Source organism: Aeromicrobium sp. CF3.5, assembly GCF_051262695.1.
Lineage (GTDB): Bacteria > Actinomycetota > Actinomycetes > Propionibacteriales > Nocardioidaceae > Aeromicrobium.
Map to the genome: position 1 here is coordinate 585405 of NZ_JBIMEZ010000002.1, position 25955 is coordinate 611359.

Genomic DNA, 25955 nt, shown 5'->3' on the forward strand with positions numbered 1-25955 from the left:
CGGACGCTCGAGGTGATCCCGCGGTGACTCCCCAGCCACTCAAGCCTCACTGATCACTTCAGTCCTACCAGTCACAGGGGGCGGTGGGTTGGCGTCCTTTCAACCCCTCTGATGGGACGCCAGATCACCGCTCGCGGGCCCAAGCGAGCGCCGCCACCCACCGCTCCCGTCCTCAGCGGTTCTTCGCCGTTCGGTCCCGAGCCGGGTCGTAAAGGTAGGACTCCGCGCCACGGACATCCGGCGCCAGCGCAGGTCCCACCAGGATGACGGCGGCCTGGCGCAGGCCAGCGGCCTCGACCTGATCGGCGATGTCGGCCAGTATCCCGCGCAGGACGACCTCGGTCGGCTGGGTCGCGTGGGCGACCACCGCGACCGGGCAGTCCGGACCGTAGTGGTCGATCAGCTCGGCGGCCAGCTCGCGGGTGCGGGTGATGGCGAGATGCAGCGCGAGCGTCGAGCCGGTCGCGGCGAACGCGGCCAGCTTCTCACCGGACGGCATCACGGTGGACCGGGCCTGCGCCCGCGTGATGACGACGGACTGCGCGACCTCGGGCACCGTCAGCTCGGCGCGGAGCAGGGCTGCGGCGGCCGCATACGCCGGGACGCCGGGGGTGACGTCCCACGGCACGCCGTGTGCGTCGAGGCGACGGGCCTGCTCGTGCAGGGCCGAGTACACCGACGGGTCCCCGGAGCAGAGACGAACCACCGACAGGCCAGCGGTGTGGGCATCGACGAGTCGGGCGGTGATCTGGTCGAGATCGAGATCCTGCGTGTCGACCAGGTCGACGCCGTCACGGCAGTGGCTGAGCACCTCGGCATCGAGGTACGTGCCCGCGTAGACACAGACATCGGCCGCAGCCAGCAGCGCGACCGCCCGCAGGGTCAGCAGGTCGGCGGCGCCCGGGCCGGCGCCCACGAAATGCACGCCGGACTCGGGCGAAGATGGCACGCCGGACTCGGGCGCGGTGGAATCAGTCACGACTTCGTCACCGACCACTGGGTGATGGCGCGCGACGGTGTCCAGCCGGTGAATGATCCGATGGGTGCCGCGTGCTCGACGTGCAGGCGGGTCAGCTCGCCGCCGCGCTCGGCGAACTGGTGCGCCAGCAGCGCCTCGGTCTGCAGCGTCACCCCGTGCACGACGAGCCGGCCGCCGGGCGCAAGGACCTGCCAGCAGGCGTCGAGCAGACCCGGTTCGGTGGCGCCGCCGCCGACGAAGATGGCGTCGGGAGCGGGCAGGTCGGCGAGGGCGTCGGGCGCGTGCCCGATCGCGATCTCGAGGCCCGGCACACCGTGCATCGCCGCGTTGCGGCCGATCCGGTCGGCCCGTTCGGCGCGCTGCTCGACGGCGACCGCACGACAGGCCGGGTGCGCCCGCATCCACTCGACCGCGACCGATCCGGCGCCGGCGCCGACGTCCCACAGCAGCTGGCCGGGTGTCGGTGCGAGCCGGGCCAGCGCCGAGGCGCGCACGTCGCGCTTGGTGATCTGTCCGTCGTGGTCGAAGGCATCGTCAGGCAGGCCGGACGCGAGCCCGAGGATGCGGGCGCCGGAGCTGACCTGCTCGATCGCGATCACGTTCAGGCCCGGGGACGGCTCGGTGCCCCACGACGCGGCGACGCCGTCGCGCCGGGACTCCTCGTCGGCGCCGAGGTCGGCGAGGACAACCATGACGCTGGCCCCGTACCCGGCCTCGGTCAGCAGGAGTGCGACCTCGGCGGGCGTCGAGCCGTCGGAGGAGAGCACCAGCAGTCGTCGCCCGGGGGCCGGGATGCGCACGACGGTGCGGACGTCGCGGCCGACCAGGGTGATCACCTCGGTGGACTCATCCGACCAGCGCATGCGCGCCCGGGCCAGGGCGACCGACGACAGCGACGGCAGCACCTCCACCGCCTGAGCTCCCAGCACCTCGACCAGCGTGGTCGCGATGCCCGAGACAAGGGGATCGCCGGAGGCGAGCGCCACGACGGTGCGGCCCTGGTGAGCGGCCAGCAGATCGGGGAGCCCGGCCCGCAGTGGTGCCGGCCACGCCTGATGGATCTGGTCGTGATCGGTGTCCGGCAGCAGGGCGAGGTGACGCTCGCCGCCGAGGACCACGTCGGCCGCGGCGACGACGTCGCGGGCGGTCTGGGTCAGTCCCGTCCAGCCGTCCGCGCCGATGCCGACGACCGTGACCTGAGCACTCATGGGGCACGACGATATCCCTCGCCCCGCGGCGGTCCCACCGCCCTACAGTGGACCGGTGCTCCGATCGACCGACCCGCTGCCCGCGCGACCGCATCGAATCGTCATCGCCGGCACGAGCGGCACCGGCAAGACGACGCTCGCGCAGCACCTGGCGGCACGTCTCGACCTGCCCCACATCGAGATCGACGCCTTGTTCCACGGACCCGACTGGCAGCCCCGCGCCGAGTTCCTCGACGACGTGGTGGCCTTCACGCAGACCGATCGGTGGATCACGGAGTGGCAGTACGCGCCGGCCCGGCCCGTGGTGGCGGCGCGGGCCGATCTGCTGGTGTGGCTCGATCTGCCGTTCCGCACGACGCTGCGCCGGGTTGTCGCCCGAACGGTGCGGCGGCGACTGCGGCGCGAGCAGCTGTGGAACGGAAACGTCGAGCCGCCCCTGTGGACGTTCATGACCGACCGCGACCACATCGTGCGGTGGTCGATCAAGACCCGCCACCGCCTCGCTGCCGACGTGCCGGCGGTGCAGCAGGTGCACCCGCTCCTGCCCGTCGTCAGGTTGCGCACGCCGAGCGAGGTCGAGCACTGGATCGCGCGGCTCTGATGCGCGCTACCCTTGCGGCGACAGGCTCGAGGTGCCTCGCGTGCGAGGAGAATCGGGAAGCCGGTGAGAATCCGGCACAGGGCCCGCTGCGGTGACCAGTTCCGACTGGAAGTCCGAAGACCGGCCTCGCGCCTGAACCGGTGGACGCGATCTGCCCCATCGGACGTCGGCAGACGAGCGGGAGCCCCACATGCCACAGCACTACCCGCTGACCGCAGTGGTCGGCGCCGAGCCCCACCAGATGGGCGACATGGCGCTCGCCCTCACCCTGTCGACCATCTCACCGTCCATCGGCGGCGTCCTGATCCGCGGCGAGAAGGGCACGGCCAAGTCGACAGTCGTCCGCGCTCTGGCCTCGGTGCTGCCGCACATCGACGTCGTCGCGGGCGACCGGTTCTCGACCGACCCCCACGACGCGGGCGCCACGTCGCCCGACGGTCCGTTCGGCGCCGATCACGACGTCGAGACTCGTCCTGTCCGGCTCGTCGAGCTGCCCGTCGGTGCCACCGAGGACCGCGTGCTCGGCTCGCTGCACCTGGAGAAGGCGCTGTCCGACGGCGTCACCGAGTACGAACCCGGCCTGCTGGCCCGCGCGCACCGCGGCATCCTCTACGTCGACGAGGTCAATCTGCTGCACGACCACCTGGTCGACCTGCTGCTCGACGCGGCGGCGATGGGGCGCTCCACGGTCGAGCGCGACGGCATCTCGGTCGAGCACGCCGCCCGGTTCGTGCTGGTCGGCACCATGAATCCCGAGGAGGGCGAGCTGCGACCGCAGCTGCTCGACCGCTTCGGCCTGACCGTCGAGGTCGCCGCCTCACGCGATCCTGCGTCCCGGGTCGAGGTCGTGCGCCGCCGCATCGCGTACGAGACCGACCCCGAAGGATTCGCCGCCCGGTTCGCCGACTCCGAGGCCCAGCTCACCGATCGCATCGCTGCCGCGCAGAAGCTCGTCGAGCAGGTCGAGCTCAGCGACTGGGCACTGCTCAAGATCGCCGAGGTCTGCGCCGCGTTCGAGGTCGACGGCATGCGTGCCGACATCGTCACCGCGCGCACCGCCGCGGCCCACGCGGCATGGAACGGACGCACCGACGTGCTGCGCGAGGACGTGCGCGCCGCCGCACTGCTGGCCCTGCCCCACCGCCGCCGTCGCAACCCGTTCGACGCTCCGGGCATCGACGAGGACCTGCTCGACGCGATCCTCGGCGACGACGAACCACCGCCCCCCACGCCCGACGACCCGACCGACGACGACGACGACGACGACGGCGACGACCAGGCCGACGCGCCCAGCCAGGGAGCCGAGGGCGATGAAGCTCAGGACGCTTCCCCTCCTGATGACGGCGAGACCACCCCCGGTGACTCCTCAGCCGACCAGCGTGACTCGTCAGCCGACCAGCGTGACTCGTCGGCGGACCAGGGTGGCTCGTCGGCGGGCGGCGAGACGACCGTCGCGGCTCCGCAGCAGCCGTACCGGCCCAAGATGTTCACCGTGTCGGGTCTGGGAGCGGGCGAGTCCGGTCGTCGGTCGCGCGCCATCACCGAGACCGGCCGCCGCATCGGCGCCGCACGGCGCGTCGACCAGGGCGGATCCATCCACCTGACCGAGACGATCCGTGCCGCCGCACCCCACCAGGCCGGACGCCAGCGGCGGGGCAAGGGGCTCGCCTTCGACGCCTCCGACCTGCGGATCGCGATCAAGGAGGGCCACGAGTCCAACCTGATCCTGTTCTGCGTCGACGCCTCCGGATCGATGGCCGCACGCCGCCGCATGGAGCAGGTCAAGACCGCGATCCTGTCGCTGCTGATGGACGCGTACCAGCGTCGCGACAAGGTCGGGCTGATCACGTTCCGGGGCGACTCGGCCGATCTGGCGCTACCACCCACGGGCTCCATCGACATCGCCGCAGCCCGTCTGTCCGAGCTTCCTGCCGGCGGCCGCACCCCGTTGGCCGAGGGCCTGCTGAAGACCGCCGACGTCCTGCGTCTCGAGCGGGTGCGCGATCCGCGCCGGCGTCCGCTGCTCGTGGTCATCACCGACGGCCGCGCGACCCACGGCGAGCGTGCCGTGCAGCGCGCCCACCAGGTCGCCGCGCACCTCGGAGCCAGCGGTCTGGCCAGCCTGGTGATCGACTGCGAGACCGGAAAGTTCCGCATGGGCCTGGCCCAGGAGCTGGCCCACCACCTGCTCGCGGAGTACGTGCCGCTGGGCGAGGTCAGCGCCGACGCCATCACCGACGTCGTGCGGGGCAGCACCTCTGGACTGGTCGGCGATGGCGTCAGGGGTGCCGCCTGATGCCCCAGGGTCAGCCGCTGACCGTCGCCGATGACGGCCTCACCACCAAGCAGCGCCGGCATCAGCCGCTCGTCATGGTGCACACCGGACCGGGCAAGGGAAAGTCGACCGCCGCCTTCGGCCTGGCGATGCGCGCCTGGAACCAGGGCTGGGACATCGGCGTCTTCCAGTTCGTGAAGTCCGCCAAGTGGCGCATCGGCGAGCAGACCGTGCTCGAACGTCTCGCCGACCTGCACACCGAGACCGGCGTGGGCGGGCCCGTCGAGTGGCACAAGATGGGCTCGGGCTGGTCGTGGTCGCGCAAGGAGGGGTCCGACGAGGACCATGCCGCCGATGCCGCCGAGGGGTGGGCCGAGGTCAAGCGCCGCATCGCCGCCGAGCGCCACGACCTCTACGTGCTCGACGAGTTCACCTACCCGATGAAGTGGGGCTGGGTCGACGTCGACGACGTCGTCCAGACCCTCGCGCAGCGCCCCGGTCGCCAGTACGTCGTGATCACCGGACGCGACGCCGATCCCCGTCTGATCGAGATCGCCGACCTGGTCACCGAGATGCAGCATGTCAAGCATCCGTTCGACCGCGGCCAGAAGGGCCAGAGGGGGATCGAGTGGTAAGCCTTTCGGGGTCCCAGCCCCATCGACTGCCTCGGCTCGTGATTGCCGCCCCTGCTTCGGGCCACGGCAAGACGACGATCGCCACCGGCCTGATGGCGGCACTGCGGCGATCGGGCCTCGATGTCTCGTGCCACAAGGTGGGTCCGGACTACATCGATCCGGGCTATCACGCGCTCGCCACCGGCAAGCCCGGTCGCAACCTCGACCCGCACATGGTGGGCGAGGAACGCCTCGTGCCGCTGCTGCTGCACGGGTCGCAGGACGCCGATGTCGCCATCATCGAGGGTGTCATGGGCCTGTACGACGGTCAGATGGGCGGCAACGGCTTCGCCTCGACGGCCCACGTCGCCACCGTCACCCGCACCCCCGTGGTGCTGGTCGTGGACATCTCGCACGCGTCGCGGTCGATCGCCGCCGTCGTGCAGGGCATGGTCGCGTTCGACCCGTCCGTGCGCATCGTCGGCGTCATCGTCAACAAGGCAGGCTCGGTGCGTCACTCGACGGAGGTCGTCGCCGCCCTGGAGTCCACCGGCGTACCGGTGCTCGGAGTGCTGCAGCGCGACGACGGCATCGTCGCGCCGTCGCGTCACCTGGGCCTCGTGCCCGCCGACGAGCGCGATGACGCCGCCCACACCCTCGACCGTCTGGCCGACCAGATCGCCGAGAAGATCGACCTGGAACAGCTGCTGGCCCTCGCGAGCACGGCGCCGGACCTCCACGACGAGCCGTGGGACCCGGCCGCCGAGGTGACCGCTGCCAGCACCCGCCGACCCGTCGTCGCGATGGCTGGCGGACGAGCCTTCACCTTCCGCTACGCCGAGACCGAGGAGCTGCTGCGTGCGGCCGGTTGCGAGGTCGTGACGTTCGACCCGCTCCACGACTCCGCGCTGCCCGACGACACCGCCGGCCTGTACCTGGGTGGCGGATTCCCCGAGGTGCACGCCACCGGGCTGGCGGCCAATGCGGCTCTGCGCGAATCGCTGCGCACGGCGATCGCCGACGGTCTGCCGACGGTCGCCGAGTGCGCCGGTCTGTTGTACCTGTGCCGCACCGTCGACGGCGTCCCCATGGTCGGGGCGCTGGAGGCCGACGCCGTGATGGCGCCGCGCCTGACACTGAGCTATCGCAGCGCCGTCGTGCCGCACGACCAGCTGTCCGGGCCAGCCGGCACCCGCGTGACCGGCCATGAGTTCCACCGCACCACGATCGCGCCCGCTGCCGGCGACCCGGCGTGGCTCGTCGATGGCGCCGGCCACGGCTTCGGCACCGACACCCTCTCCGCGTCGTACCTGCACACCCACTGGGCCGGCCACCCCCAGCTGGCCCAACGCTTCGCCGACGCCGCCCACGCGTACGTGGCACCAGCCACGGTGCCCGAAGCAACCCCCGAGGTGACCACAAGCCGAGCGAAGCGAGGCAACACGCCTGCGCGAAGCGCAGCCGGGGCGGAGCCCCGGACCGGGCCGAAGGCCCGGGCGTGGCATGGGGATCGAGAACTGGCTCCCGGCTTGGTCGACTTCGCGGTCAACGTCAACGACGAGCCGCGACCCGGATGGCTCGACGACGCGCTGCGGGCGAGCCTGTCCGAGATCGGCTCGTATCCCGATGCCACCGAGGCCGAGTCCGCCCTCGCCCGCCGCCACAGCCGCCGCCCCGAGGAGGTGCTGGCAACCGCCGGCGCTGCCGAGGTCTTCAGCCTGGTCGCGCGAATCCGCCCCTGGCGCCGGCCCGTGGTGGTGCACCCGCAGTTCACCGAGCCGGATGCTGCCCTGCGCGCCGCCGGCCATCACCCCGAGCACGTGCTGTGCGACCCCGCCACGCACTTCGCCCTCGACCCGGCCCTGGTGCCGACCGACGCCGATCTGGTGATGATCGGCAATCCGACCAATCCCACGGGCACCCTGCACCCAGCCCGCACGATCCGCGACCTCCTCGCGCCGGGACGCCTGGTCGTCGTCGACGAGGCCTTCCTCGACGCAGTGCCCGGTGAGCAGAACTCGCTCGCCTCGCATGCGCTGCCGGGCCTGCTGGTCGTGCGCAGCCTCACGAAGCTCTGGAGCATCCCGGGCGTCCGCGCGGGATACGCCCTGGGCAACGCCGACCTGGTCGCCGACCTGCGGACCCACCAGCCGCAGTGGTCCGTGTCGTCCAGTGCGGCCGCCGCGATGATCGCCTGCGCCGGTGACCAGGCGCTCGCCGAGCAGGCGCGACGCGCCACCCGCACCGCCCAGCATCGTGCCGTCCTCACCGACGGACTGCGCGAGCTCGGCATCGAGACGACCCCTTCCGCGGCACCCTTCGTGCTCGCCCGCATCGGGCGCGGGGCACACGCCCAGCTGCGCGACGCGGGCTACGCGCTGCGCCGGGCCGACACGTTCCCCGGCCTCGACGACAGCTGGGTGCGCATCGCCGTGAGGCGCCCCGACACGACCCGCAAGCTGCTCGCCGTGCTGCGGGCCGAAGGCCTGGCCTCCAAGGAGATGCGCCGATGACCACGTTCGACCGTCTCGTCGGCCGCGCCGGCCTGGTGGTCGGTGGCGATGCGCGCGCTGCCGTCCAGGTCCAGTCCCTGCTCGACGCGGGCGCCGACGTCACCGTCGTGGCACCCGACGTGACGGCCTCGATCGAGGATCTCGCCGATCGCGGACTGCTGACGTGGCTCGCGCGCGACCTCACCCTGGACGACGTGCGGACCTCGGCCATCGTGCTCACCGGCCACGACGACGGCGAGCCCGCCGGACGGACCCCGACCACCGGCTCGGTCATCCTGGTCGGCGGAGGACCGGGTGATCCGCAGCTGGTCACGCTGGCCGGCCGCACAGCGATCGAGGAGGCCGACGTCATCGTCACCGACCGGCTCGCTCCGCTGGCGGCCCTGCAGTGGGCACGTCCCGACGCGGAGATCATCGACGTGGCCAAGATCCCCGGCGGCCGGTCGACCTCGCAGGACACCATCAACGCGCTGCTGGTCGAGCACGCCCGGGCCGGTCGCACCGTGGTGCGGTTCAAGGGCGGCGACAACTTCGTGTTCGGCCGCGGCGGCGAGGAGCTGATGGCGTGCCAGGAAGCAGGCATCGCCACCCGCCTGGTGCCGGGCGTCAGCGCGTCCATCGCGGGTCCCGCCCTGGCGGGCATCCCGGTCACCCATCGCGGACTCACCCAGGGATTCACCGTGATCTCGGGGCACGTTCCACCGGGCCACGCCGACAGCACGCTCGACTTCACTGCCCTGGCCCGATCCGGCGCCACGCTCGTCGTGATGATGGGCGTGCGCACGCTCGGCGCGATCTGCGACGCGCTCATCGAGGGCGGACTCGACCCCACGACCCCGGCTGCCGTGATCGCCGATGCCGCGATGCCCAGCCAGCGGATGGTCCGCGGCACGGTCAGCGACATCGACGAGGTCGCGCGCACCTCGGGCATCGGCGCCCCCGCCGTGGCGGTCGTCGGTCAGGTCGCCGACATCCCCGGGCTGTGCCGGTGACGTACTGGGTGCGGCACGGCCAGTCGACGTGGAACGTCGTGGATCGTATGCAGGGTCAGGAGCTGGGGCCACCCCTCACCGACCTCGGCCGCACGCAGGCCGCCGCCGCCGCTGAGGAGCTGGCAACGCTTCACATCACGCGGGTGCTCAGCTCTCCGGCGGTGCGCGCCCAGCAGACGGCCGAGATCATCGCCGACCGGCTCGGCCTCACCGTCGAGACCGAGGACCTGCTGCTGGAGAAGGGGCTCGACGAGTCGTTGCCAGCGGTCCTGACGCGCGTGCGCATCCTGCTCGATCTCGATCTTCCGGCCAGCACGGTCATGGTCAGCCACGGCGACACGATCGGGCTCGCGGTCGGCCTGCTGAGCGCGAGCACGCCCACCCTGGCGGCCAACGCCTCGATCACGTCAGTTGATCGAGATGGGACCGTCACGGTCATCGATCCCGGCTCCTGAGAACATGTGCGAGACTTCTGCTATCCAGGCATCGGTGCAAGGAACCCGGCGAAAATCCGGGACGGTCGCGCCACTGTGACCGGACCAGCACGTGGTCCGGAAGTCAGAGACTTCTCCGATGCTTCGCCTCGAGTGGACGCGTCATCCAAGGAGAGTCATGCACATCGCTGAAGGTTTTCTGCCGCCGGTCCAGGCCGCGGCATGGACGGCGGTCGCAGCCCCGTTCGTCATCCACGGAGCTCGCGCCGTGGTGCGCCAGGTCCGCGACGATCCCGACAGCCGCCTGCTGCTCGGCGCCGCAGGAGCGTTCACGTTCCTGCTGTCGGCAATCAAGCTGCCCTCGGTGACCGGCAGCTCCAGCCACCCCACCGGCACCGGCCTGGGCGCAGTGCTGTTCCGACCACCGGTCATGGCCTTTCTCGCCACGGTCGTGCTGGCGTTCCAGGCCCTGCTGCTGGCGCACGGCGGCATCACGACGCTCGGCGCCAACGCGTTCTCGATGGCGATCGTGGGTCCGTGGGTGGGCTACGGCGCCTACCGGCTCGTCGGCAGGCTCGGCGGCGGCCTGTCGCTCGCGGTGTTCTTCGCGATGGCGCTGGCCGACCTCGCGACCTACAGCACGACCTCGATGCAGCTGGCCCTGGCCTTTCCCGATCCCGAGAGCGGATTCCTCGGCGCAGCGGCCAAGTTCCTCTCGATCTTCTCGGTGACCCAGATTCCCCTCGCGATCGCCGAAGGCCTCGTGGGCGTGCTGATGATCCGCATCCTGCGCGATGTCGCGATGCCCGAGCTGGTGCGTCTCGGCGTCCTGAAGGACCCTGCAGCCGCCGAACCCGTTCCTGCTGACCGGACGGAGGCCTGACATGCGTCGCAGCACCATGATCACGCTGGCCCTGGTCGCCGGCATCGTCGCCATCGTCGGTTTCGCCCTGGTGCTGGACTCCTCCCGCAGCGGGGACGGCGAGCGCTTCATCGGCTCCGACACCGCGGCCACCGCCCAGATCGAGGACGACAATCCTGACTACGAGCCGTGGTTCCAGCCGTTCTTCGCTCCGTCGTCCGGGGAGATCGAGTCGGGGCTGTTCGCTGTGCAGGCGGCCCTCGGCGGCATCGCTCTGGGCTACACCGTCGGCGCCCTGCGCGGCCGACGCCGCGGTGAGCGGACCGCGACCGAGCAGGCCGCCGACCAGCAGTGACCACCATCGCCAGGAACGGTCTCGCCATCGACGACGCCGCGTGGTCGAGTCGATGGCGTGACCGGTCCGTGCTCGACAAGACCGTCCTGAGCCTGGGACTGATCCTGGCCGCGGCCGCTCTGCCGGCCTGGCCCACGGCTCCCGTGGTCGCTGCACTCGCGCTGGGCCTGCTGATCTACCGTGGCGGCGCCCCGGTGTCCCTGGTGCTGCGGGCCCTGCGCGGACCGGCGGTGTTCATCGTCATCGGATGCCTCTCGGTGGCGCTGGTGGTCAGCACCGAGGGCGGTCTGTCGATCAGCATGACCGCTGCGAGCGTGCAGCGCGCCGCCGATGTCGCAGCGCACGCGCTGGCGGGCACGTCGGCGCTGCTGCTGCTCGCGATGACCACGCCCATGGTCGACCTCCTGACCGGGCTGCGCCGCCTGCGGGTCCCCGAGGCGTGTGTCGAGATCGCCGGGCTGATCTACCGGTTGCTGTTCGTGCTGCTGGAGTCGCTGGGCACGATTCGGGAGTCACAGACCGCCCGGCTCGGTTACTCCACCCCGCGACGAGCCCTGAGATCGTCCGCATCACTGACTGCTGCCGTCCTGACCCGGTCGTGGTCGCGGGCCAGGCGGCTCGAACAGGGCCTGGCCGGTCGTGAGCTGGGCGGATCGATGCGCACCCTCGACGACCCGATCGCCAGCTCGACGGGCTTCCTGCTCGCCAGCGCGGCCACCCTGGCCGCGCTGGTGACGCTCGCGGCGACGACCACTGGACTCGTGCGATGAGCCACCGCAGTCTGTGCGCCGACGCCATCTCGGTGTCGTACATCGGCACGGGAACGGCCCTCGACCACGCCTCCTTGGACGTGCTGCCAGCGCAGCGGCTCGCGCTGCTCGGTGCCAACGGATCGGGCAAGACGACGCTGCTGCGCTGTCTGGCCGGCAGCCTCAAGCCCGACGCGGGCCACGTGCGACTCGACGACGTCGCCCTCTCATACTCCCGTTCGGGTCTGCGACGGCACCGCCAGGAGGTCCAGCTGGTGCTGCAGGATCCCGACGACCAGCTGTTCTCCGCCGACGTGTTCCAGGACGTGTCGTTCGGCCCCATCAACCTGGGTCTCGATGACGCCGAGGTCCGTATCCGGGTCGACGAGGCTCTGGATCTGCTCGGCATCGAGCACCTGCGACGGCGTCCCATCCACCAGCTGTCCTACGGCGAGCGCAAGCGCGCCGCCACGGCCGGCGCGGTCGCGATGCGTCCCTGCGTCCTGCTGCTCGACGAACCGACGGCGGGACTCGATCCGGCCGCCGTCGAAGAGCTGCAGTCGGCCCTGCAGCGCCTCGAGAAGCACGACACGACCGTCGTCCTGGCCACGCACGACGTCTCGTTCGCGCTCGCCTGGGCCGACAGCGTCGCAGTCGTGGTCGACCACGCCGTCGTCCAGGGCGATCCCGTCGACGTGTTGAGCGACGCCACGCTGCTGCGGGCCGCCCGCCTGCGGATGCCGTGGTCGCTGGAGCTGAGCGGTCGACTCGCGGCCGATGGCCTGGTGGGCCCCGAGACACGTGCCCGCACCCTCGACGAGCTCCACGCTGCACTCCGTGAGCGAGCAGACTCGCTACTTTCCATCCACGACCAGGAGACTCCGTGACCGATCATCTCGCCATCGCCCCACCCTCGGCCGAGGTCCGCGACGCTGCCACCGACCGCCTCGCCGGGTTGGCCACTCCAGCCGGTGCCCTCGGTCGCCTGGGCGACCTCGGAGTCTGGATCGCCGCGACCCAGGGCGTCTGCCCGCCCGAGCCCGTCGACCACGTGCGCGCGGTGATCTTCGCCGGCGACCACGGCGTCGCCGACCACGGCGTCTCGGCCTATCCCAAGGCCATCACCGGCGCGATGGTGCACACCTTCGCGATGGGTCGGGCGGGCGTGTCGGTGCTCGCGGCCCAGCACGGCGTGACGGTGCGCGTGCTGGACCTCGGGGTCGACGATGATCTCGGCGGACCGCCTGAGCTGACCGCGTTCAAGGTGCGTCGTGGCAGTGGTGCCATCCATCTCGAGGACGCGCTGACGCCCGAGGAGACGCAGCAGGCGCTCGCGGCCGGCGAGACCGTGGCGGCCGAGGAGATGGCGGCGGGTGCCCAGATGCTGATCAGCGGCGACATGGGCATCGGCAACACGACGCCTGCGTCCGCACTGATCGCGGCCTCGCTCGGGTTGCCGGCTTCTGAGGTCACCGGTCGCGGCACGGGCATCGACGAGGAGACGCTCACGGCCAAGATCGCACTCGTGCAGCAGGCGCTGGATCGCGCCGGCGATCGCGTGCTCGATCCCGTCGACACCCTCACGGCACTGGGCAGCGCAGATCTCGCTGCGTCGGCGGGTTACATGGTCGCTGCTGCCCGCGCGGGAGTTCCGGTGCTCCTCGATGGTCTGATCGCCGTGGCGGCGGCCGTCATCGCCGATCGAATCGCTCCGGGTGCGGCCGCGTGGTTCGCAGCGGGACACCGCTCCACCGAGCCGGCCCAGTCGCTGGCGTTGTCCAAGCTCGGCATCGAACCGATCCTCGACCTCGGCCTGCGCCTCGGTGAGGGCAGCGGGGCCGTCGCTGCCGTCCCGGTGGTGCGATCGGCCGCGCTGCTCCTGCGCGACGTCGCGCTGCTGGCCGACCTCATGCCCGATGCCTGAGGCCTCTCCCCTGCGCGGTGGCTCGATCCGCGACGGCTGGCGGCTCGCAGCGGGCATGATCACGGTCGTCCCGTCACGCCCGCCGACGAAGGTCGACCGGCAGGTCGCGATCGCCGCGATGCTGCTGGCGCCGCTGGTCGTCATCCCGTTGGCCCTGGCGGTCGGCCTGGCCGGCTGGGGCGGCCGCGAGGTCGGGATCTCGCCGCTCGTGCTGGGCTTCGTGGCGGTCGGCCTGCTGGCCCTGGGCAACCGGTCGTTCCACATCGATGGGCTGGCCGACGTCGCCGACGCGCTCACCGCGTCGTACGACCGCAAGCGATCGCTCGCGGTCATGGTCGACCCGACCTCGGGCCCTGCGGCGATCGCCATGCTGATCGTCACCCTGGGCATCCAGGCAGCCGCCTTCGCCAGTCTCTTCACGCTCGATCGCGGACCGGTCGTGGCCGCTGTGCTGGTGTGTACGTCCCGTGCCGTGCTGGCGCTCACCTGCTCGGTCGGGGTGCCGCCGGCCGACGAGCCCGGGCTGGCAGCCGACTACGCCGGTATCGTCACGCGCCCGTGGGCGGTGCTCACCTGGGTGGTCGTCACGGCGGTCCTGGTCGCCGTGCTGGCCTGGGCCGGAGCTCCGTGGTGGCACGGGCTCATCACCGCCGCTGTCGCCCTCGGCGTCGTCGCTGTCGTGCTGCACCGTGCCGTCACCCGGTTCGGCGGTGTGACCGGCGACGTCTTCGGCGCCACGATCGAGCTCACGTTGGCCGCCACCCTGATCGCTGCGTCTGCGATCTGAGTTCAGGTGCCCTGGGGTTCTCCGAAGGTTCCGTGGGTGTCGGCCGATTCGTTGGCATCGGAAGCACGGATGTTGAACTCGAGCTTGAAGCCATCAGAGGTCGTCGACGACAGCTCCGGACTAGTGAACGACGCAGTAATCTCGCGAGCCTGCGCGATCGTCACGCGATTGACGTAGACCTCTGGGGCCCGGCCACTCGACTCGATGGCGAAGTCGGCGTCCGGGTGGGCTGCACTCACCTCGAAGAAGGCGCGGGCCTGATCGGCGGTGATGCGATCGGGCACGTCGGCCATCCGGACCCGACCGGTCTCGGTCTGCACAGATCCCCCGTCCGTCCACACGGGCAGCACCCGGAGCTGCCCGAGGACGGGCCACAGATCGTCGGCTCCGGGGACCTGCACCGAGATCACCCGGTTGGTGATCGCGACGCTGCCGACCCGGTCGATGGTCCTGATCGACATGGCATCGCGGACATCTGCGGCGGCCGATGTCCGCACCTCCGGGTAGACGTCGACCTGGACAGGACTCAACCCCGAGCGGTCCTCGTCAGGCACAGCCGTGCTGGCACCGACCCTGAGATGAGCCACCCAGCCTGCCGAGCCCACGTGCTCCGTGGTGAAGTCGCGGATGGCTGATGCGGCCGCCGCGACCTGATCGGCAGTGACGTCGAGAGTCATCGCGACGTCGATGTCCAAGGCCCAGGCATCCGGATCGGACCGGTCCGATGTGTCGGCGGTGACCGCCGTCTGGTGGGCCGCTACCGATTCCACCCCGTCCAACGTCGAGAGCGACTGCTGGCTGAGTTCCTCGAGCGACGGCTTCGATGAATCCGATGACATGCAGGCAGACAACATCAGGACCAGACATGCTGCGCCGAGCATGAGTGAGCGAGAGTGTGTCACGCCGACAGGCTAACGCGTCCAGGCAGCTCAGGCGGGGCGCCTGTGAGGCTGGTGGGTCTGTTGACGAGCCCCGCGGACTCTCCGGCCGCGAACGGCCTCCTGGCCGAACAGTCAGAGGCGCAGGACGCGGCCGGCGACGACGAGCAGGACGTCGTCGCACTCGGCGGCGACCCGTTGGTTCACGATGCCGAGCAGGTCACGGAAGACGCGGCCTGACCGGTGCTCGGGGACGACCCCCAGGCCGACCTCGTTGGTGACGGCCACGACCAGGCTGTCGTGCGCGCTGATCGCGGCACACATGTCGTCGAGTCGACGCATCAGCTCGGGCTGCCAGTCATCCATGGTCTTGTCCCACCCGTCGAGTTCGTCGATGGCAGCGGTCAGCCAGGTGCCCAGGCAGTCGACCAGCACGGCGCCGTCGGCCGCTGCGATCGCTCCGGCGACATCATGGGTCTCGACCGTGGTCCAGTGATCGGGGCGGCGCGCCTGATGGGTCGCGACCCGGGCGGCCCACTCCGGGTCGAGATCGGGGTCGGCCGGGCGTCCGGGCGCCACATAGGTGACCTGCGGTTCGCCGACCAGCAACGACTCGGCGTGGAACGACTTGCCGGACCGCACACCACCGGTGACCAGGACCTTCATCGCACCTCGCTGACGATCGGGCTAGCTGGAACTGGACTGGGGAGTCCGGGACAATAGGGTCACACCCTAGTCTTCCCGAGGCAGCCGAAGGACCACGATGTACGCACGCGCGACCGGCCTGGTCCTGGGATTCGCCGCTGATCGCCTCTGGGGCGACCCGGCTCGACATCACCCGGTCGCCGGATTCGGCCAGCTGGCGTCCGCTCTCGAGCAGCGCATCTACCTCGACGACCGAGCTCGCGGCGCGGCATTCACCGGCGCCCTGGTGGGCGGCTCAGCCGCGATTGCCGCGATCGTGCAGCAGCGTGCCCATCATCCCCTCGCTCGCACCCTGCTCACCGCGGTCACCGCCTGGGCCGTGCTCGGTGGCCGCTCGCTCGGCCGTGAAGCGAGCGCGGTGCACGCACTGCTGGCCACCGAGGACCTGCCCGCAGCGCGGCAACGACTCACGCACCTGGTGGGTCGGCGCACCAGCGATCTCGACGTCGCCGAGGTCTCGCGGGCCACGGTCGAGTCGGTGGCCGAGAACACCTCGGACGCCGTCGTGGCGCCACTGCTCGCCGGCACCGTGGCCGGTGTCCCGGGGCTCGTCGTCTACCGCGCCGCCAACACCCTCGACGCGATGGTCGGGCACCGGTCGGCTCGCTACGAGCAGTTCGGCTGGGCCTCGGCACGCCTCGACGATCTTCTCAACCTCGCGCCGTCACGCCTGTCGGCCACCCTGGCCGCGATGACCGCTCCCCGCGTGGGCGGGAGCCCGAGCGATGCGCTGCGGATCTGGCGCCGTGACGCGGCTCGCCATCCCAGCCCCAACGCCGGGCCGGTCGAGGCGTCGTTCGCCGGCGCCCTGGGGGTGCGTCTCGGCGGCACCAACATCTACGGCAACCAGGTCGAGAACCGGGCCGAGATGGGCGACGGCGACGTCACGCCGCACGACATCGCCCGCGCGGTCCAGCTCGGCGATGCCGTCTCCTGGGGCTCGCTGGCGGTCAGCGTCGCGTGGTGCCTGCGACCCAGGCCGCGGCTGCGGCGACGTCGCTGACCGACTCGACACCCTCGGCCGGCGCGCTGCGCCGCACGACCACGACCGGGATCTGTCGCTCGTCGGCGGCGGCCAGCTTCGGCCACGTGTGTGAACCGCCCGAGTCCTTGGTGACGAGCACGTCGAGCCGGTGCTCATCGAGCAGGGTCAGCTCCGATCCGAGCTCGTAGGGGCCGCGGCTCGCCAGCACGGTCCAGCCGGGCGGCAGGTCGAGGTCGGGCGGATCGACGACGCGCGCCACCACCCCGTGATGACGCAGCGGCCCCACGAAGTGCTCCAGGGACTGCCGCCCGATGGTCAGGAACGGCCGTTCACCGAGGTCCGCTGCCGTGCTGGCCGCCTGGGGGTGGTCGTCGACCCAGTGCCAGCGATCGGCTCCAGGAGCGGTGGACCAACCCGGCCGTTCCAGCCGCAGCAACGGCACCGCGTCAGCAGCACACGCGGCAGCGGCGTTGCGCGACATGCCCGCCGCGAAGGGGTGGGTGGCGTCGACGACAGCGTCCACCCGGTGCTCGGCGAGGTAGGACCGCAGCCCCGACACCCCCCCGAATCCACCGGTCTGCACCGCGCCGACCGGCAGGCGTGGCCGTTCGACCCGCCCGGCCAGGGACGTCACGAATCGGACGCCGGCAGCATCCAGGAGCACCGCCAGCTCGCGCGCCTCGGAGGTTCCACCGAGCAGCAGCACGGTCATGACGGCACCCCGATCACCGGGACGTCCGGCGCACCGTGGGTGGCGAGGTGCAGCAGCGCGTCGACGTCGAGATGACGCTCCACCAGGTCACCCAGCAGGTCGAGGCGGCGTTCGCGGGCTGTCGCGAACGAGACCTCGGATTCCAGGAGCTTCCGGCCGACCGCTGCGGCGACCTCGCGCAGGAGGGCGCGGCGCAGGTCGTCGGACTCCAGGCTGCCGTGCCACATCGTGCCGAACACCGCGCCGTCGCGGGCACCGCCGAGAAAAGGCTCGACTCCGCGAGCGACCGTGACCCGGCCGTGATGGATCTCGTACCCACTCGCGGCGGCTCCGAGCGCGTCCCCCTCGGGCAGCGCGAGCACCTTGTCGGCGTCGAAGCGGGTGGAGACGTCGAGCAGACCCAGCCCGTCGGCCGCCGCCCCCACGGTTCCCTCGACACCGTCCGGATCCTCGACCCGACGACCCAGCATCTGAAAGCCCCCACAGATGCCCAGCACCGCACGGCCCGACCTGACATGGCGCTCGATCGCCCGATCGAGTCCGCGGGCTCGCAGCCAGGCCAGGTCCGACAAGGTGGCTCGGGTTCCGGGCAGCACCACCAGGTCAGCACCCGAGACACCGGCCGCGTCGCTGACGAACTCCACATCGACCCCCGGCTCGAGCCCCAGGGCGTCGATGTCGGTGAAGTTGCTGATCCGCGGCAACCGGACGACCGCGACCCGCAGCGCCTCGGCCGACCCCGTGGCCCGGCGTCCGTCGAGGTCGAGCGCGTCCTCCGAGTCCAGCCAGAGTTCCGGGTTCCACGGCAGCACGCCGAAGACGCGCCGGCCGGTCCGCTCCTCGAGCGCAGCGAGACCGGGCGCCAACAGCGACTCGTCGCCGCGGAACTTGTTGACGACGAAACCGGCGATCAGGCGCTGGTCTGCCTCGTCGAGCAGGGCGACGGTGCCGTACATCGCAGCGAACACACCCCCGCGATCGATGTCGCCCACCACGATCGTGGGCATCTGCGCGTGCTGCGCCAGCCCCATGTTGACGTAGTCGTCAGCGCGCAGGTTGATCTCGGTCGGGCTGCCCGCGCCCTCGCAGACGACGAGGTCGAAACGACCGGCCAGGTCGTCGAACGCGTCGTGGGCTGCCTGTGCGAGGTGCGTGCGTCCACCGATGAACTCGGTCGAGCTGATCTCTCCTGCCGGCTGCCCCATCACCACGACGTGGCTGCGGCGGTCCCCACCAGGCTTGAGCAGCACCGGGTTCATCGCGGCCTCCGGGGCGACCTGCGCCGCGGCGGCCTGGATCCACTGGGCGCGCCCGATCTCGGAGGCACCGTGCGGGCCGGCGCACACCATCGAGTTGTTCGACATGTTCTGCGCCTTGTACGGGGCCACGGAGAGGCCGCGACGGGCGAGTGCACGGCACAACCCGGTCGTGACGATGCTCTTGCCCGCATCGGAGGTGGTCCCGGCAACGAGAATCCGACCGGAAGACATGGGTGTGATGCTATCGGCGATCACGCGCCACCGGCACATCACACGAGTAGCGTGGAGCCATGACGCTCAGCGACGAACTCCGCATCTCGATCGACGGCAAGTGGCGCCACGTGCGCGAGCAGTCCCGCAAGGAGCTGGCCGAGATGGACCTGCTCTACGACCACGACCTGACGCTGAAGGAAGCGCGCGCCCGGGTCCTCGAGCAGATGAAGGGCCTGGTGGCCACCGGCATGCCCGCCGCTGGCTTCAGCGTCGAGGCAGGCGGCACCGGCGATCCCGGCATGGCGGTCACCGGCATCGAGATGCTGGCGCAGTTCGACCTGTCGCTGATGGTCAAGGCCGGGGTGCAGTGGGGCCTGTTCGGCGGTGCGATCGAGAATCTCGGCACGCAGTCGCACCACGACCGCTACATCAAGGACCTCATCAATCTCGACATCCTGGGCTGCTTCGCGATGAGCGAGACCGGCCACGGCAGCAACGTGCAGAACCTGGAGACGACGGCCACCTACGATCCGTCGACCCAGGAGTTCGTGATCGACTCACCCACCTTCAGCTCCCGCAAGGACTACATCGGCGGAGCGGCTGAGCACGCCACCGTCGCGGCCGTGTTCGCGCAGCTGATCACCAAGGGCGAGGGCCACGGCGTGCACTGCTTCGTGGTGCCCCTGCGCGACGACGAGGGCAACGACCTGCCCGGCGTCACGACGATGGACGACGGCCACAAGGGTGGCCTCGGCGCGGTCGACAACGGCCGCCTGTCGTTCGACCACGTGCGCATCCCCCGGGAGAACCTGCTCAACCGGTACGGCCACGTCGACGAGGGCGGCACCTACTCCTCGCCGATCGACAACGTGAACCGGCGCTTCTTCACGATGCTCGGGACCCTGATCCGCGGGCGCGTGTCCGTGGGAGGGTCGGCCAGCGCGGCTTGCGAGGTCGCCCTGAGCATCGCAGGTCGCTACGCGCTCAAGCGTCGACAGTTCGGGCCCGACGACGACAACGAGATCGTGCTGATGGACTACCGCATGCACCAGCGCCGGCTTCTTCCGCTGATCGCACGGTCCTACGCCTACCGCTTCGCGCAGAACCAGCTGGTGGCACGCATGGACAGTCTGCAGCGCTCGGAGCATCCCGATCCGCAGAAGGCCCGCGAGCTCGAGGGCCGCGCCGCCGGACTCAAGGCCGCGCAGACCTGGCACGCCACCGACGCGATCCAGGAGGCCCGCGAGGCGTGCGGCGGCGCCGGCTACCTCGCCGAGAACCGGCTCACCACGCTCAAGGGCGACTCGGACGTGTTCACCACGTTCGAGGGCGACAACCACGTGATGTTCCAGCTGTTGTCCAAGGAGCTGCTCACCTCCTACGCCACGGAGGTCGGCGGGCTCGACGCGGTCGGACTGGTCAAGTTCGCGGCGGCGACCGCCACCGACGTGGTCAAGGAGCGCACGGCGGCCTCGAACCTGATCCAGAGGCTCATCGACGCCCGCCCCGGCAAGGGCGACGACCACGACCTGATGGACCGCGGTACCCAGCTGAGCCTGTTCGAGGACCGCGAGGAGCACGTCCTCGAGACCGCGGCCCGTCGGCTGCGCCGCGCGGCCGGCAAGGACGACCAGGCCGCGTTCGAGATCTTCAACGCCGCGCAGGATCACGTGATCCGGTGCGCACGCGTGCACGTCCAGCGCATCGTGCTCGAGGCCTTCACCGCCGGCATCGCCCGCTGCGAGGACCCCGAGGCCCAAGAACTCCTGCGCACGCTGTGCTCGCTGTACGCGCTCACCGAGATCGAGAGCGACCTGGCCTGGTTCATGGGCCACAACCGCATCTCGGATGCCCGCGCCAAGACGGTCACGAACCTGATCAACGACCTGCTCGACCAGCTGCGTCCGCACACCCTGACGCTGGTCGAGGGATTCGGCGTGCCCGAGCAGTCGCTCGGTGCCGCGATGCTGCTGACCGAGGGCCAGTAGCATCGCGCAGGTGATCGAGCTACCCACGTACGACCAGGTGTCAGAACTCCCCCTCGCGCACGCAGGCGAGGTCGAGACGTCGTTCATCGACGAGAACGGGCACATGAACATCGGCGACTACTTCCGCCTGACGTCACACGCCCTGTGGGACGACACCCGCACCGCAGGCATCAGCGATTCCTACATCGCCGAGCGCGACCTGAGCATGTTCACCGTGGAGCAGCACGTGCGCTATCTCGGCGAGATGCGCCTTGGCGACCGGTTCACGGTGCACAACCGGTTCATCGCGCGCTCCGGCAAGGTCGTGCACGCCATGGCCTTCCTGCTCGACCTGGAGAAGCAGCGCCTCGCCTGCACGATGGAGGTCAGCTGGGTGCACGTGAACATGACGACGCGCAGCGCGTCGGACCTCCCCGACGACATCGCAGCAGGCTTCGATGCGCTCGTCCAGCAGTCCACCAACCTGCCCTGGCCCGCGCCAGTGAGCGGCGTCATGGGCGTCCGCAGCTAAAGGCCCCAACTTTTGTAGCGGTAGGCAGGCAAAACCTGTCGGGATGCCTGCCTACCGCTACAAAAGTTGGGGACCGGGTCAGCTGGACTCGGTGAGGCGGGAGTCGCCGGTCGAGGTGCCGCCGGCTCGCGGGTCGGTGCCGAGCTCGGCGGTCCGGCCGTCGGGCGAGATGCCGATGACCGATCCGGTGCCGAACGGGCCGCGGCCAGACAGCTGTTCGAGGTTCTGGCCCCGCGACCGCAGGCTCGACAACACGTCGGCGGGAGTGCCGTCCTCGATGCGCACCGTGTTGGGCACCCGATGGGGCGCGACGCTGTTGGGCTGCGTCTGGCTGACGAACCGCGGTGCCGCCACCGCCTCGGCCGGGGTCATGCCGAACTCGACGATGTTGAGGAAGTGCTGCGTCTGCACCTGTGCCTGGGTGTCGCCACCGATGTTGCCGCCGAGCAGGCTCAGGCCGTCATCGTTCGTGGCCATCCACGGGTTTCCGGTGTAGCGGACCTTGGCCCCGGGTCGGATGAAGTTGGGGCTGCCCTCGTCATTGGCCTCCATGTAGCGCATCCTCGAGCCCAGCATGATGCCCGTGTCGGCGGCAGCGGTGAGCTGGAACCCGGTGCTGGTGGTGACGGCGGCGGCGTTCCCGTCGCCGTCGACGACCTGGAAGGTGGTGGTGTTGTTGAGACCGTCCGCGATCGGCCACTGCATCGAGGAGTCGAGGTCGATGCGCGCGAGCTGCGACTCGCCGTACTCGGGGGCCAGCAGCTCGTCGACGGGCACGTCGGTGAACTCGGGATCTCCCACGAACTCCTCACGGTCGGCCAGCGCCAGCTTGAGCGCCTCGATCGTCAGCTGCCAGACGTCGGGATCGGCGCGGCCGCCGGACAGATCTGCGTTGCTCAGCGTGTTCAGGGCCGTCAGCATGGTCAGGCCCTGGGTGTTCGGCGGGGTCTGGTGGACGGTCATGTCGTCGTACTGGACGGTGATCGGGTCGACGAACTCGGCCTCGAACCCGGCCATGTCGTCGGTCGTCACGTACCCGCCGTCGGCCTGGATTGCGTCGACCAGCGCCTCACCGATGACCCCGTCGTAGACCAGGTCGCGCGCGGCCTGCAGACCACTTTCGCGATCGTCAGCGCTCTCGAAGGTGTCGGCGATGGTCTGGAGGGTCGCCGCGAAGTCCTCCTGCACCACGGTCTGGCCAGCCTGCACCGGCTGGCCTCCGGGCGCGTAGACACTCGCGGCCGCAGCGTTGAGGCTGGGGGTACCGGCGTACCCGGCCAGCTGGTTGGCGAGATCGGCCGAGGCCTCGAAGCCTCCCGACGCCAGGTCGATGGCCGGCTGCAGAAGACGGTCCAGTCCAAGAGTGCCCTCCTCTGCGAGCAGCACCATGTAGCCGTCCCAGGCCCCGGGCACCAGTGACTGATAGAGACCGGCCGAGGCGGCGCCGCGCGCCACGTAGTCACCGCGGTCGTACTCCGAGCCGACCGTGCCGACGGCGTCGAGGCTGCGCACCTGGTCGTCCTCCGCGTCGAACCACAGCGCCGACGTCTCGGCGCCGATCAGATTCGAGTAGTGCGGTTCGACGACGCTGAGCACGGCGGCCGCAGCCACGACGGCATCTGCGGCGGTGCCGCCCTCGGCCAGCACGTCCATCGCGGCCTCGGTGGCCGCCGGATCCACCGTGATGGCGGCCTCGACGTGCGGCTCGGGCGGTTCGGGCGGGGCCGTCGTCTCCGGCGAGGCTGCCGACCGAGGCGCGGTCTCCTCCTCGCCCCCGAAGACGAGGACCCCGGCCGTCACGGCAACCGCGACACCGGCGGCTCCTGCTGCAATCCATCGCCTCTGCATGCAAGGTCAACGACCCGCAAAGGTAGATCGTTCCAGGCAGCCGGGGGCCATCTGAGTTCCAACTTTTGTAGCGGTAGGCAGCCCAAACCGGTCCGGGAACCTGCGTAGCGCTACAAAAGTTGGCTCACTTGAGCCGTTGGCTCACTTGAGCCGTTGGCTCACTTGGCCGATTTCTTGGCGGCTTTCTTGGCGGGCTTGCGGGGGGTCGTCGACTTCATGACTTGGGGTTGGGTCGCGGCGATCGGCGGGGTCTCGCCGACGATCGCGTTGTGGCTGCCCACCGACAGGTACTTGGCCGACAGGTTGATCAGCGTCGCGAGGCGGTTGCGGTTGCCCAGCAGCGTCGCGATGTGCAGGCCGACCCAGATGATCCAGGCCAGGAAGCCCTTGAGTCGAGGCAGGTACTTGATCTCCGCCACGGCCGAGGCCCGGCCGATCGTGGCCATGGTGCCCTTGTCGAAGTACGTGAACGGCTTGACCTTGTCGCGCTTGCCCCGGACATCGGCCTTGATCAGCTTGGCCACGTGCTTGCCGCCCTGGAGTGCGGGCTGGGCGAGCTGCGGCAGCGGGTTGTCCGGATCGATCGCGACGTCCCCGATGGCGAACACGTTGCTGCGACCACGAACCTGGCAGTGGGCGTCGGTCTCGATGCGACCGCCGCGGCCCTGCGGGACGTCCCAGTCACCGACGACGGAGTGGGCGGTGATGCCCGAGGCCCACACGACGATGCCGGCGGCGATGAACTCCTCCGTGCCGTCGGTCTCGACCATCACGCCGTCCTCGCGGACTTCCTTGACTGCCGTACCGAGGCGCAGGTCGACATCGCGCTTCTCCAGTGACTTCCTGGCATAGTCGCGCAGCTTGGGGTGGAACGGCCCGAGCACGTGGGGCATCATCTCCACCAGCGTGATGTGGACGCGATCGACGTCCAGCTCGGGATAGGTGACCGGCATGTCGTTGTTGCGCAGCTCGGCGAAGGCACCGGCGGTCTCGACGCCGGTGGCACCGCCGCCGACCACGACGATGCGCAGGTCACGGTCCTGACCATTGACCGCCGCGTACTCGAGATTGGCGAACATCTTGTCGCGCACCGCGAGGGCCTGCGAGCGGCGGTACAGCGGCATCGAGAACTCAGGGGCTCCGGGGATGCCAAAGAAGTTGGCCGTGACACCCACGCCGATGACGAGGTAGTCGTACTTGACCGAGTGGCCGCCGTCGAGGTTGATGACCTGGGCGTCGTGATCCATCGACGTCACGGTGCCCTTGAGGAACCGGACGTTGTCCTGCTTGGCGCGGATCGCGCGCAGGAACCAGGTGACGTCGCCGGGGTTCAGGCTGGCGGTCGCGACCTGGTAGAGCAACGGGTTGAACGTGTTGTAGGTGTGCCGATCGATCAAGGTGATGTCGACGTCGGCACGGGCGAGCTTGCGCACGGTCGCGATGCCGCCGAAACCGCCGCCAACCACCACGACGTGAGGGCGAACGAGGGCTGCTGGGACAGTGTCAGACATGTCTTCAGACTAGCCTCGTGACGGCGTTCACACCGTCATCGGACCCATGCGCGGGACTCGGGACGGCGCAGCAGCACCAGCACCCACACGGCCATCCCCGCCCACGGCAGCCCGACGAGCGTGAACAGGCCGAGCCCGATGGTGCCGGCGCTCGCCACGGTGAGTGCCACGTGCCCGTCGCGGTGTCCGCGAGCCAGTCGGATGCTCGCCACCAGCGCCACGAGGCCCAGCGCGAGCGCGATGGCGCACATCACGGCCACCGTCCGAAGACCCGCGGTGATGTCGGTGGCGGAGCTCTCCATCATCGAGGAGAACGGCGAATCGGCCTGGGCCTCGAGCATCGCATCGGCGAGACTGTCACCGGCGACGGCGTACACCGCCAGGAACGCTGCGCTCAGCACAGCGGCCAGTCCGGTGGACAGCATCGTAATGAGCGTGGCGGTGCGCACCGGCGACGGCGGACCGGACTGAGCAGTGCCAGTTGGGGCAGTGTCCGTTGGGGCAGTGCCCGTTGGGACAGCACCCGGCGCGAACGGATCAGGACGCGCGGCGGAGGTCGAGGCGCCACCGGCGGGAGCAGCGGCAGAGCGCACCAGCTCGGGCGGGACCTCCCGGCCGTTGACCTCGGCGTACCAGCGACGCGCGTCGGGGCTGCGCAGCTGCACGATGGCCGCCACCGCAAAGGCGGCCGGGATCAGGCCGATGATCCCACCGGTGGCCACGAAGACCACCGCGTTCAACACCGCCACGACCGACAGCAGCGTGCGCGACTGTTCGTGGCCCCGCGCCGCGTACACCGCGAACACCGCGCCGGCGACCAGCGGCACCGTCGCCACCATCAGCGCGGTACGCAGTCCGTCGATGGTGCCCTGGACGCTCAGACCGGCTGCGCCGAGGTCGAGGTCGGCCAGCGCCTCGGTCAGGCCTTCCTGGATCGCCAGCGAGTTCCAGGAGCTGAGCCAGCCGATGACGAAGAACAGCAGCAGAGCGCTGCTCAGACCCAGGAACAGGCAGGCCGACGTCACCTGCTGCGGTCGGGCGGGCTTACTCAC

24 protein-coding genes and 2 riboswitches are annotated in these 25955 nt (G+C 70.6%); of the genes, 15 read left to right on the forward strand and 9 right to left on the reverse strand.

Translation table 11 applies throughout. The annotated features are described in order from the left end of the window. Positions 1–172: 172 nt before the first annotated feature. On the reverse strand, positions 173–979 hold the full coding sequence (cobM, locus tag ACHAA3_RS06485) for a precorrin-4 C(11)-methyltransferase (protein ID WP_435708130.1): 807 nt from the start codon (positions 977–979) through the stop codon (positions 173–175). Next, positions 976–2187: a precorrin-6y C5,15-methyltransferase (decarboxylating) subunit CbiE gene (gene cbiE / locus ACHAA3_RS06490; RefSeq protein ID WP_435708131.1), complete on the reverse strand. Its 1212-nt coding sequence runs from the start codon at positions 2185–2187 to the stop codon at positions 976–978. Before cbiE ends, cobM begins: the two co-directional genes overlap by 4 nt. Positions 2188–2242: 55 nt before the next feature. On the opposite strand from cbiE, the gene ACHAA3_RS06495 reads away from it, so the two are divergent. The 12 genes from ACHAA3_RS06495 to ACHAA3_RS06550 all read left to right on the forward strand — a co-directional run bounded on the left by ACHAA3_RS06495 (position 2243) and on the right by ACHAA3_RS06550 (position 14293). After that, positions 2243–2788, forward strand: coding sequence for an AAA family ATPase (locus ACHAA3_RS06495; RefSeq protein ID WP_435708132.1), 546 nt, complete (start codon positions 2243–2245; stop codon positions 2786–2788). Positions 2789–2800: 12 nt separating this feature from the next. Beyond that, a riboswitch (cobalamin riboswitch) is annotated at positions 2801–2931 on the forward strand. Positions 2932–2978: 47 nt separating this feature from the next. Continuing rightward, a complete protein-coding gene (locus tag ACHAA3_RS06500; protein WP_435708133.1) occupies positions 2979–5084 on the forward strand; it encodes a magnesium chelatase subunit D family protein in 2106 nt (701 codons plus the stop codon). After that, positions 5084–5698 (forward strand): cob(I)yrinic acid a,c-diamide adenosyltransferase, encoded by a 615-nt coding sequence (gene cobO / locus ACHAA3_RS06505; protein WP_435708134.1) that lies wholly within the window; start codon positions 5084–5086, stop codon positions 5696–5698. Before ACHAA3_RS06500 ends, cobO begins: the two co-directional genes overlap by 1 nt. Positions 5699–5736: 38 nt before the next feature. Then, positions 5737–8190: a cobyrinate a,c-diamide synthase gene (locus ACHAA3_RS06510; RefSeq protein WP_435708135.1), complete on the forward strand. Its 2454-nt coding sequence runs from the start codon at positions 5737–5739 to the stop codon at positions 8188–8190. After that, positions 8187–9182, forward strand: coding sequence for a uroporphyrinogen-III C-methyltransferase (gene cobA / locus ACHAA3_RS06515; protein WP_435708136.1), 996 nt, complete (start codon positions 8187–8189; stop codon positions 9180–9182). The genes ACHAA3_RS06510 and cobA overlap by 4 nt, the downstream gene beginning before the upstream one ends. Before the next feature lie 8 nt (positions 9183–9190). Further along, complete coding sequence (locus ACHAA3_RS06520) at positions 9191–9637, forward strand: histidine phosphatase family protein (RefSeq protein WP_435708228.1); 447 nt, start codon at positions 9191–9193, stop codon at positions 9635–9637. A gap of 15 nt (positions 9638–9652) precedes the next feature. Then, a riboswitch (cobalamin riboswitch) is annotated at positions 9653–9771 on the forward strand. A gap of 23 nt (positions 9772–9794) precedes the next feature. Further along, the gene (locus ACHAA3_RS06525) at positions 9795–10499 is read left to right on the forward strand and encodes an energy-coupling factor ABC transporter permease (RefSeq protein ID WP_435708137.1); all 705 of its coding nucleotides are present in this window, start codon (positions 9795–9797) and stop codon (positions 10497–10499) included. Between the two features lies 1 nt (position 10500). Continuing rightward, positions 10501–10833 (forward strand): energy-coupling factor ABC transporter substrate-binding protein, encoded by a 333-nt coding sequence (locus ACHAA3_RS06530; protein WP_435708138.1) that lies wholly within the window; start codon positions 10501–10503, stop codon positions 10831–10833. Further along, on the forward strand, positions 10830–11603 hold the full coding sequence (gene cbiQ, locus ACHAA3_RS06535; RefSeq protein ID WP_435708139.1) for a cobalt ECF transporter T component CbiQ: 774 nt from the start codon (positions 10830–10832) through the stop codon (positions 11601–11603). The genes ACHAA3_RS06530 and cbiQ overlap by 4 nt, the downstream gene beginning before the upstream one ends. After that, positions 11600–12469 (forward strand): energy-coupling factor ABC transporter ATP-binding protein, encoded by an 870-nt coding sequence (locus tag ACHAA3_RS06540; protein WP_435708140.1) that lies wholly within the window; start codon positions 11600–11602, stop codon positions 12467–12469. The genes cbiQ and ACHAA3_RS06540 overlap by 4 nt, the downstream gene beginning before the upstream one ends. Next, the gene (cobT, locus tag ACHAA3_RS06545) at positions 12466–13506 is read left to right on the forward strand and encodes a nicotinate-nucleotide--dimethylbenzimidazole phosphoribosyltransferase (RefSeq protein WP_435708141.1); all 1041 of its coding nucleotides are present in this window, start codon (positions 12466–12468) and stop codon (positions 13504–13506) included. The genes ACHAA3_RS06540 and cobT overlap by 4 nt, the downstream gene beginning before the upstream one ends. Then, complete coding sequence (locus tag ACHAA3_RS06550) at positions 13499–14293, forward strand: adenosylcobinamide-GDP ribazoletransferase (protein ID WP_435708142.1); 795 nt, start codon at positions 13499–13501, stop codon at positions 14291–14293. The genes cobT and ACHAA3_RS06550 overlap by 8 nt, the downstream gene beginning before the upstream one ends. Positions 14294–14295: 2 nt before the next feature. Here the strand turns inward: ACHAA3_RS06550 and ACHAA3_RS06555 are convergent, their stop codons facing one another. Both ACHAA3_RS06555 and ACHAA3_RS06560 read right to left on the reverse strand, forming a co-directional pair. Then, complete coding sequence (locus tag ACHAA3_RS06555) at positions 14296–15195, reverse strand: hypothetical protein (RefSeq protein WP_435708143.1); 900 nt, start codon at positions 15193–15195, stop codon at positions 14296–14298. A gap of 111 nt (positions 15196–15306) precedes the next feature. Further along, positions 15307–15837 (reverse strand): bifunctional adenosylcobinamide kinase/adenosylcobinamide-phosphate guanylyltransferase, encoded by a 531-nt coding sequence (locus ACHAA3_RS06560; RefSeq protein WP_435708144.1) that lies wholly within the window; start codon positions 15835–15837, stop codon positions 15307–15309. 97 nt (positions 15838–15934) lie between these two features. Between ACHAA3_RS06560 and ACHAA3_RS06565 the strand changes: the two genes are divergently transcribed. Beyond that, a complete protein-coding gene (locus tag ACHAA3_RS06565; protein ID WP_435708145.1) occupies positions 15935–16879 on the forward strand; it encodes a cobalamin biosynthesis protein in 945 nt (314 codons plus the stop codon). Here ACHAA3_RS06565 and ACHAA3_RS06570 read toward each other — a convergent pair. Both ACHAA3_RS06570 and ACHAA3_RS06575 read right to left on the reverse strand, forming a co-directional pair. After that, a complete protein-coding gene (locus tag ACHAA3_RS06570) occupies positions 16827–17573 on the reverse strand; it encodes a cobalt-precorrin-6A reductase (RefSeq protein WP_435708146.1) in 747 nt (248 codons plus the stop codon). The genes ACHAA3_RS06565 and ACHAA3_RS06570 overlap by 53 nt on opposite strands. Then, entirely contained in the window at positions 17570–19063 is a 1494-nt protein-coding gene (locus tag ACHAA3_RS06575; RefSeq protein ID WP_435708147.1) for a cobyric acid synthase, read from the reverse strand. Before ACHAA3_RS06575 ends, ACHAA3_RS06570 begins: the two co-directional genes overlap by 4 nt. Positions 19064–19122: 59 nt before the next feature. Between ACHAA3_RS06575 and ACHAA3_RS06580 the strand changes: the two genes are divergently transcribed. Continuing rightward, the gene (locus tag ACHAA3_RS06580; protein ID WP_435708148.1) at positions 19123–21033 is read left to right on the forward strand and encodes an acyl-CoA dehydrogenase family protein; all 1911 of its coding nucleotides are present in this window, start codon (positions 19123–19125) and stop codon (positions 21031–21033) included. A 10-nt stretch (positions 21034–21043) separates the two neighbouring features. Further along, on the forward strand, positions 21044–21544 hold the full coding sequence (locus ACHAA3_RS06585) for a thioesterase family protein (RefSeq protein WP_435708149.1): 501 nt from the start codon (positions 21044–21046) through the stop codon (positions 21542–21544). A gap of 78 nt (positions 21545–21622) precedes the next feature. Here ACHAA3_RS06585 and ACHAA3_RS06590 read toward each other — a convergent pair whose 3' ends face one another. The 3 genes from ACHAA3_RS06590 to ACHAA3_RS06600 all read right to left on the reverse strand — a co-directional run bounded on the left by ACHAA3_RS06590 (position 21623) and on the right by ACHAA3_RS06600 (position 25955). Beyond that, positions 21623–23392 carry a gamma-glutamyltransferase family protein gene (locus tag ACHAA3_RS06590; RefSeq protein WP_435708150.1) on the reverse strand — a complete coding sequence of 590 codons (1770 nt, stop codon included), beginning with the start codon at positions 23390–23392 and terminating at the stop codon, positions 21623–21625. 158 nt (positions 23393–23550) lie between these two features. Beyond that, a complete protein-coding gene (locus ACHAA3_RS06595) occupies positions 23551–24903 on the reverse strand; it encodes an NAD(P)/FAD-dependent oxidoreductase (protein ID WP_435708151.1) in 1353 nt (450 codons plus the stop codon). Between the two features lie 35 nt (positions 24904–24938). After that, positions 24939–25955, reverse strand: coding sequence for a hypothetical protein (locus ACHAA3_RS06600; RefSeq protein WP_435708152.1), 1017 nt, complete (start codon positions 25953–25955; stop codon positions 24939–24941).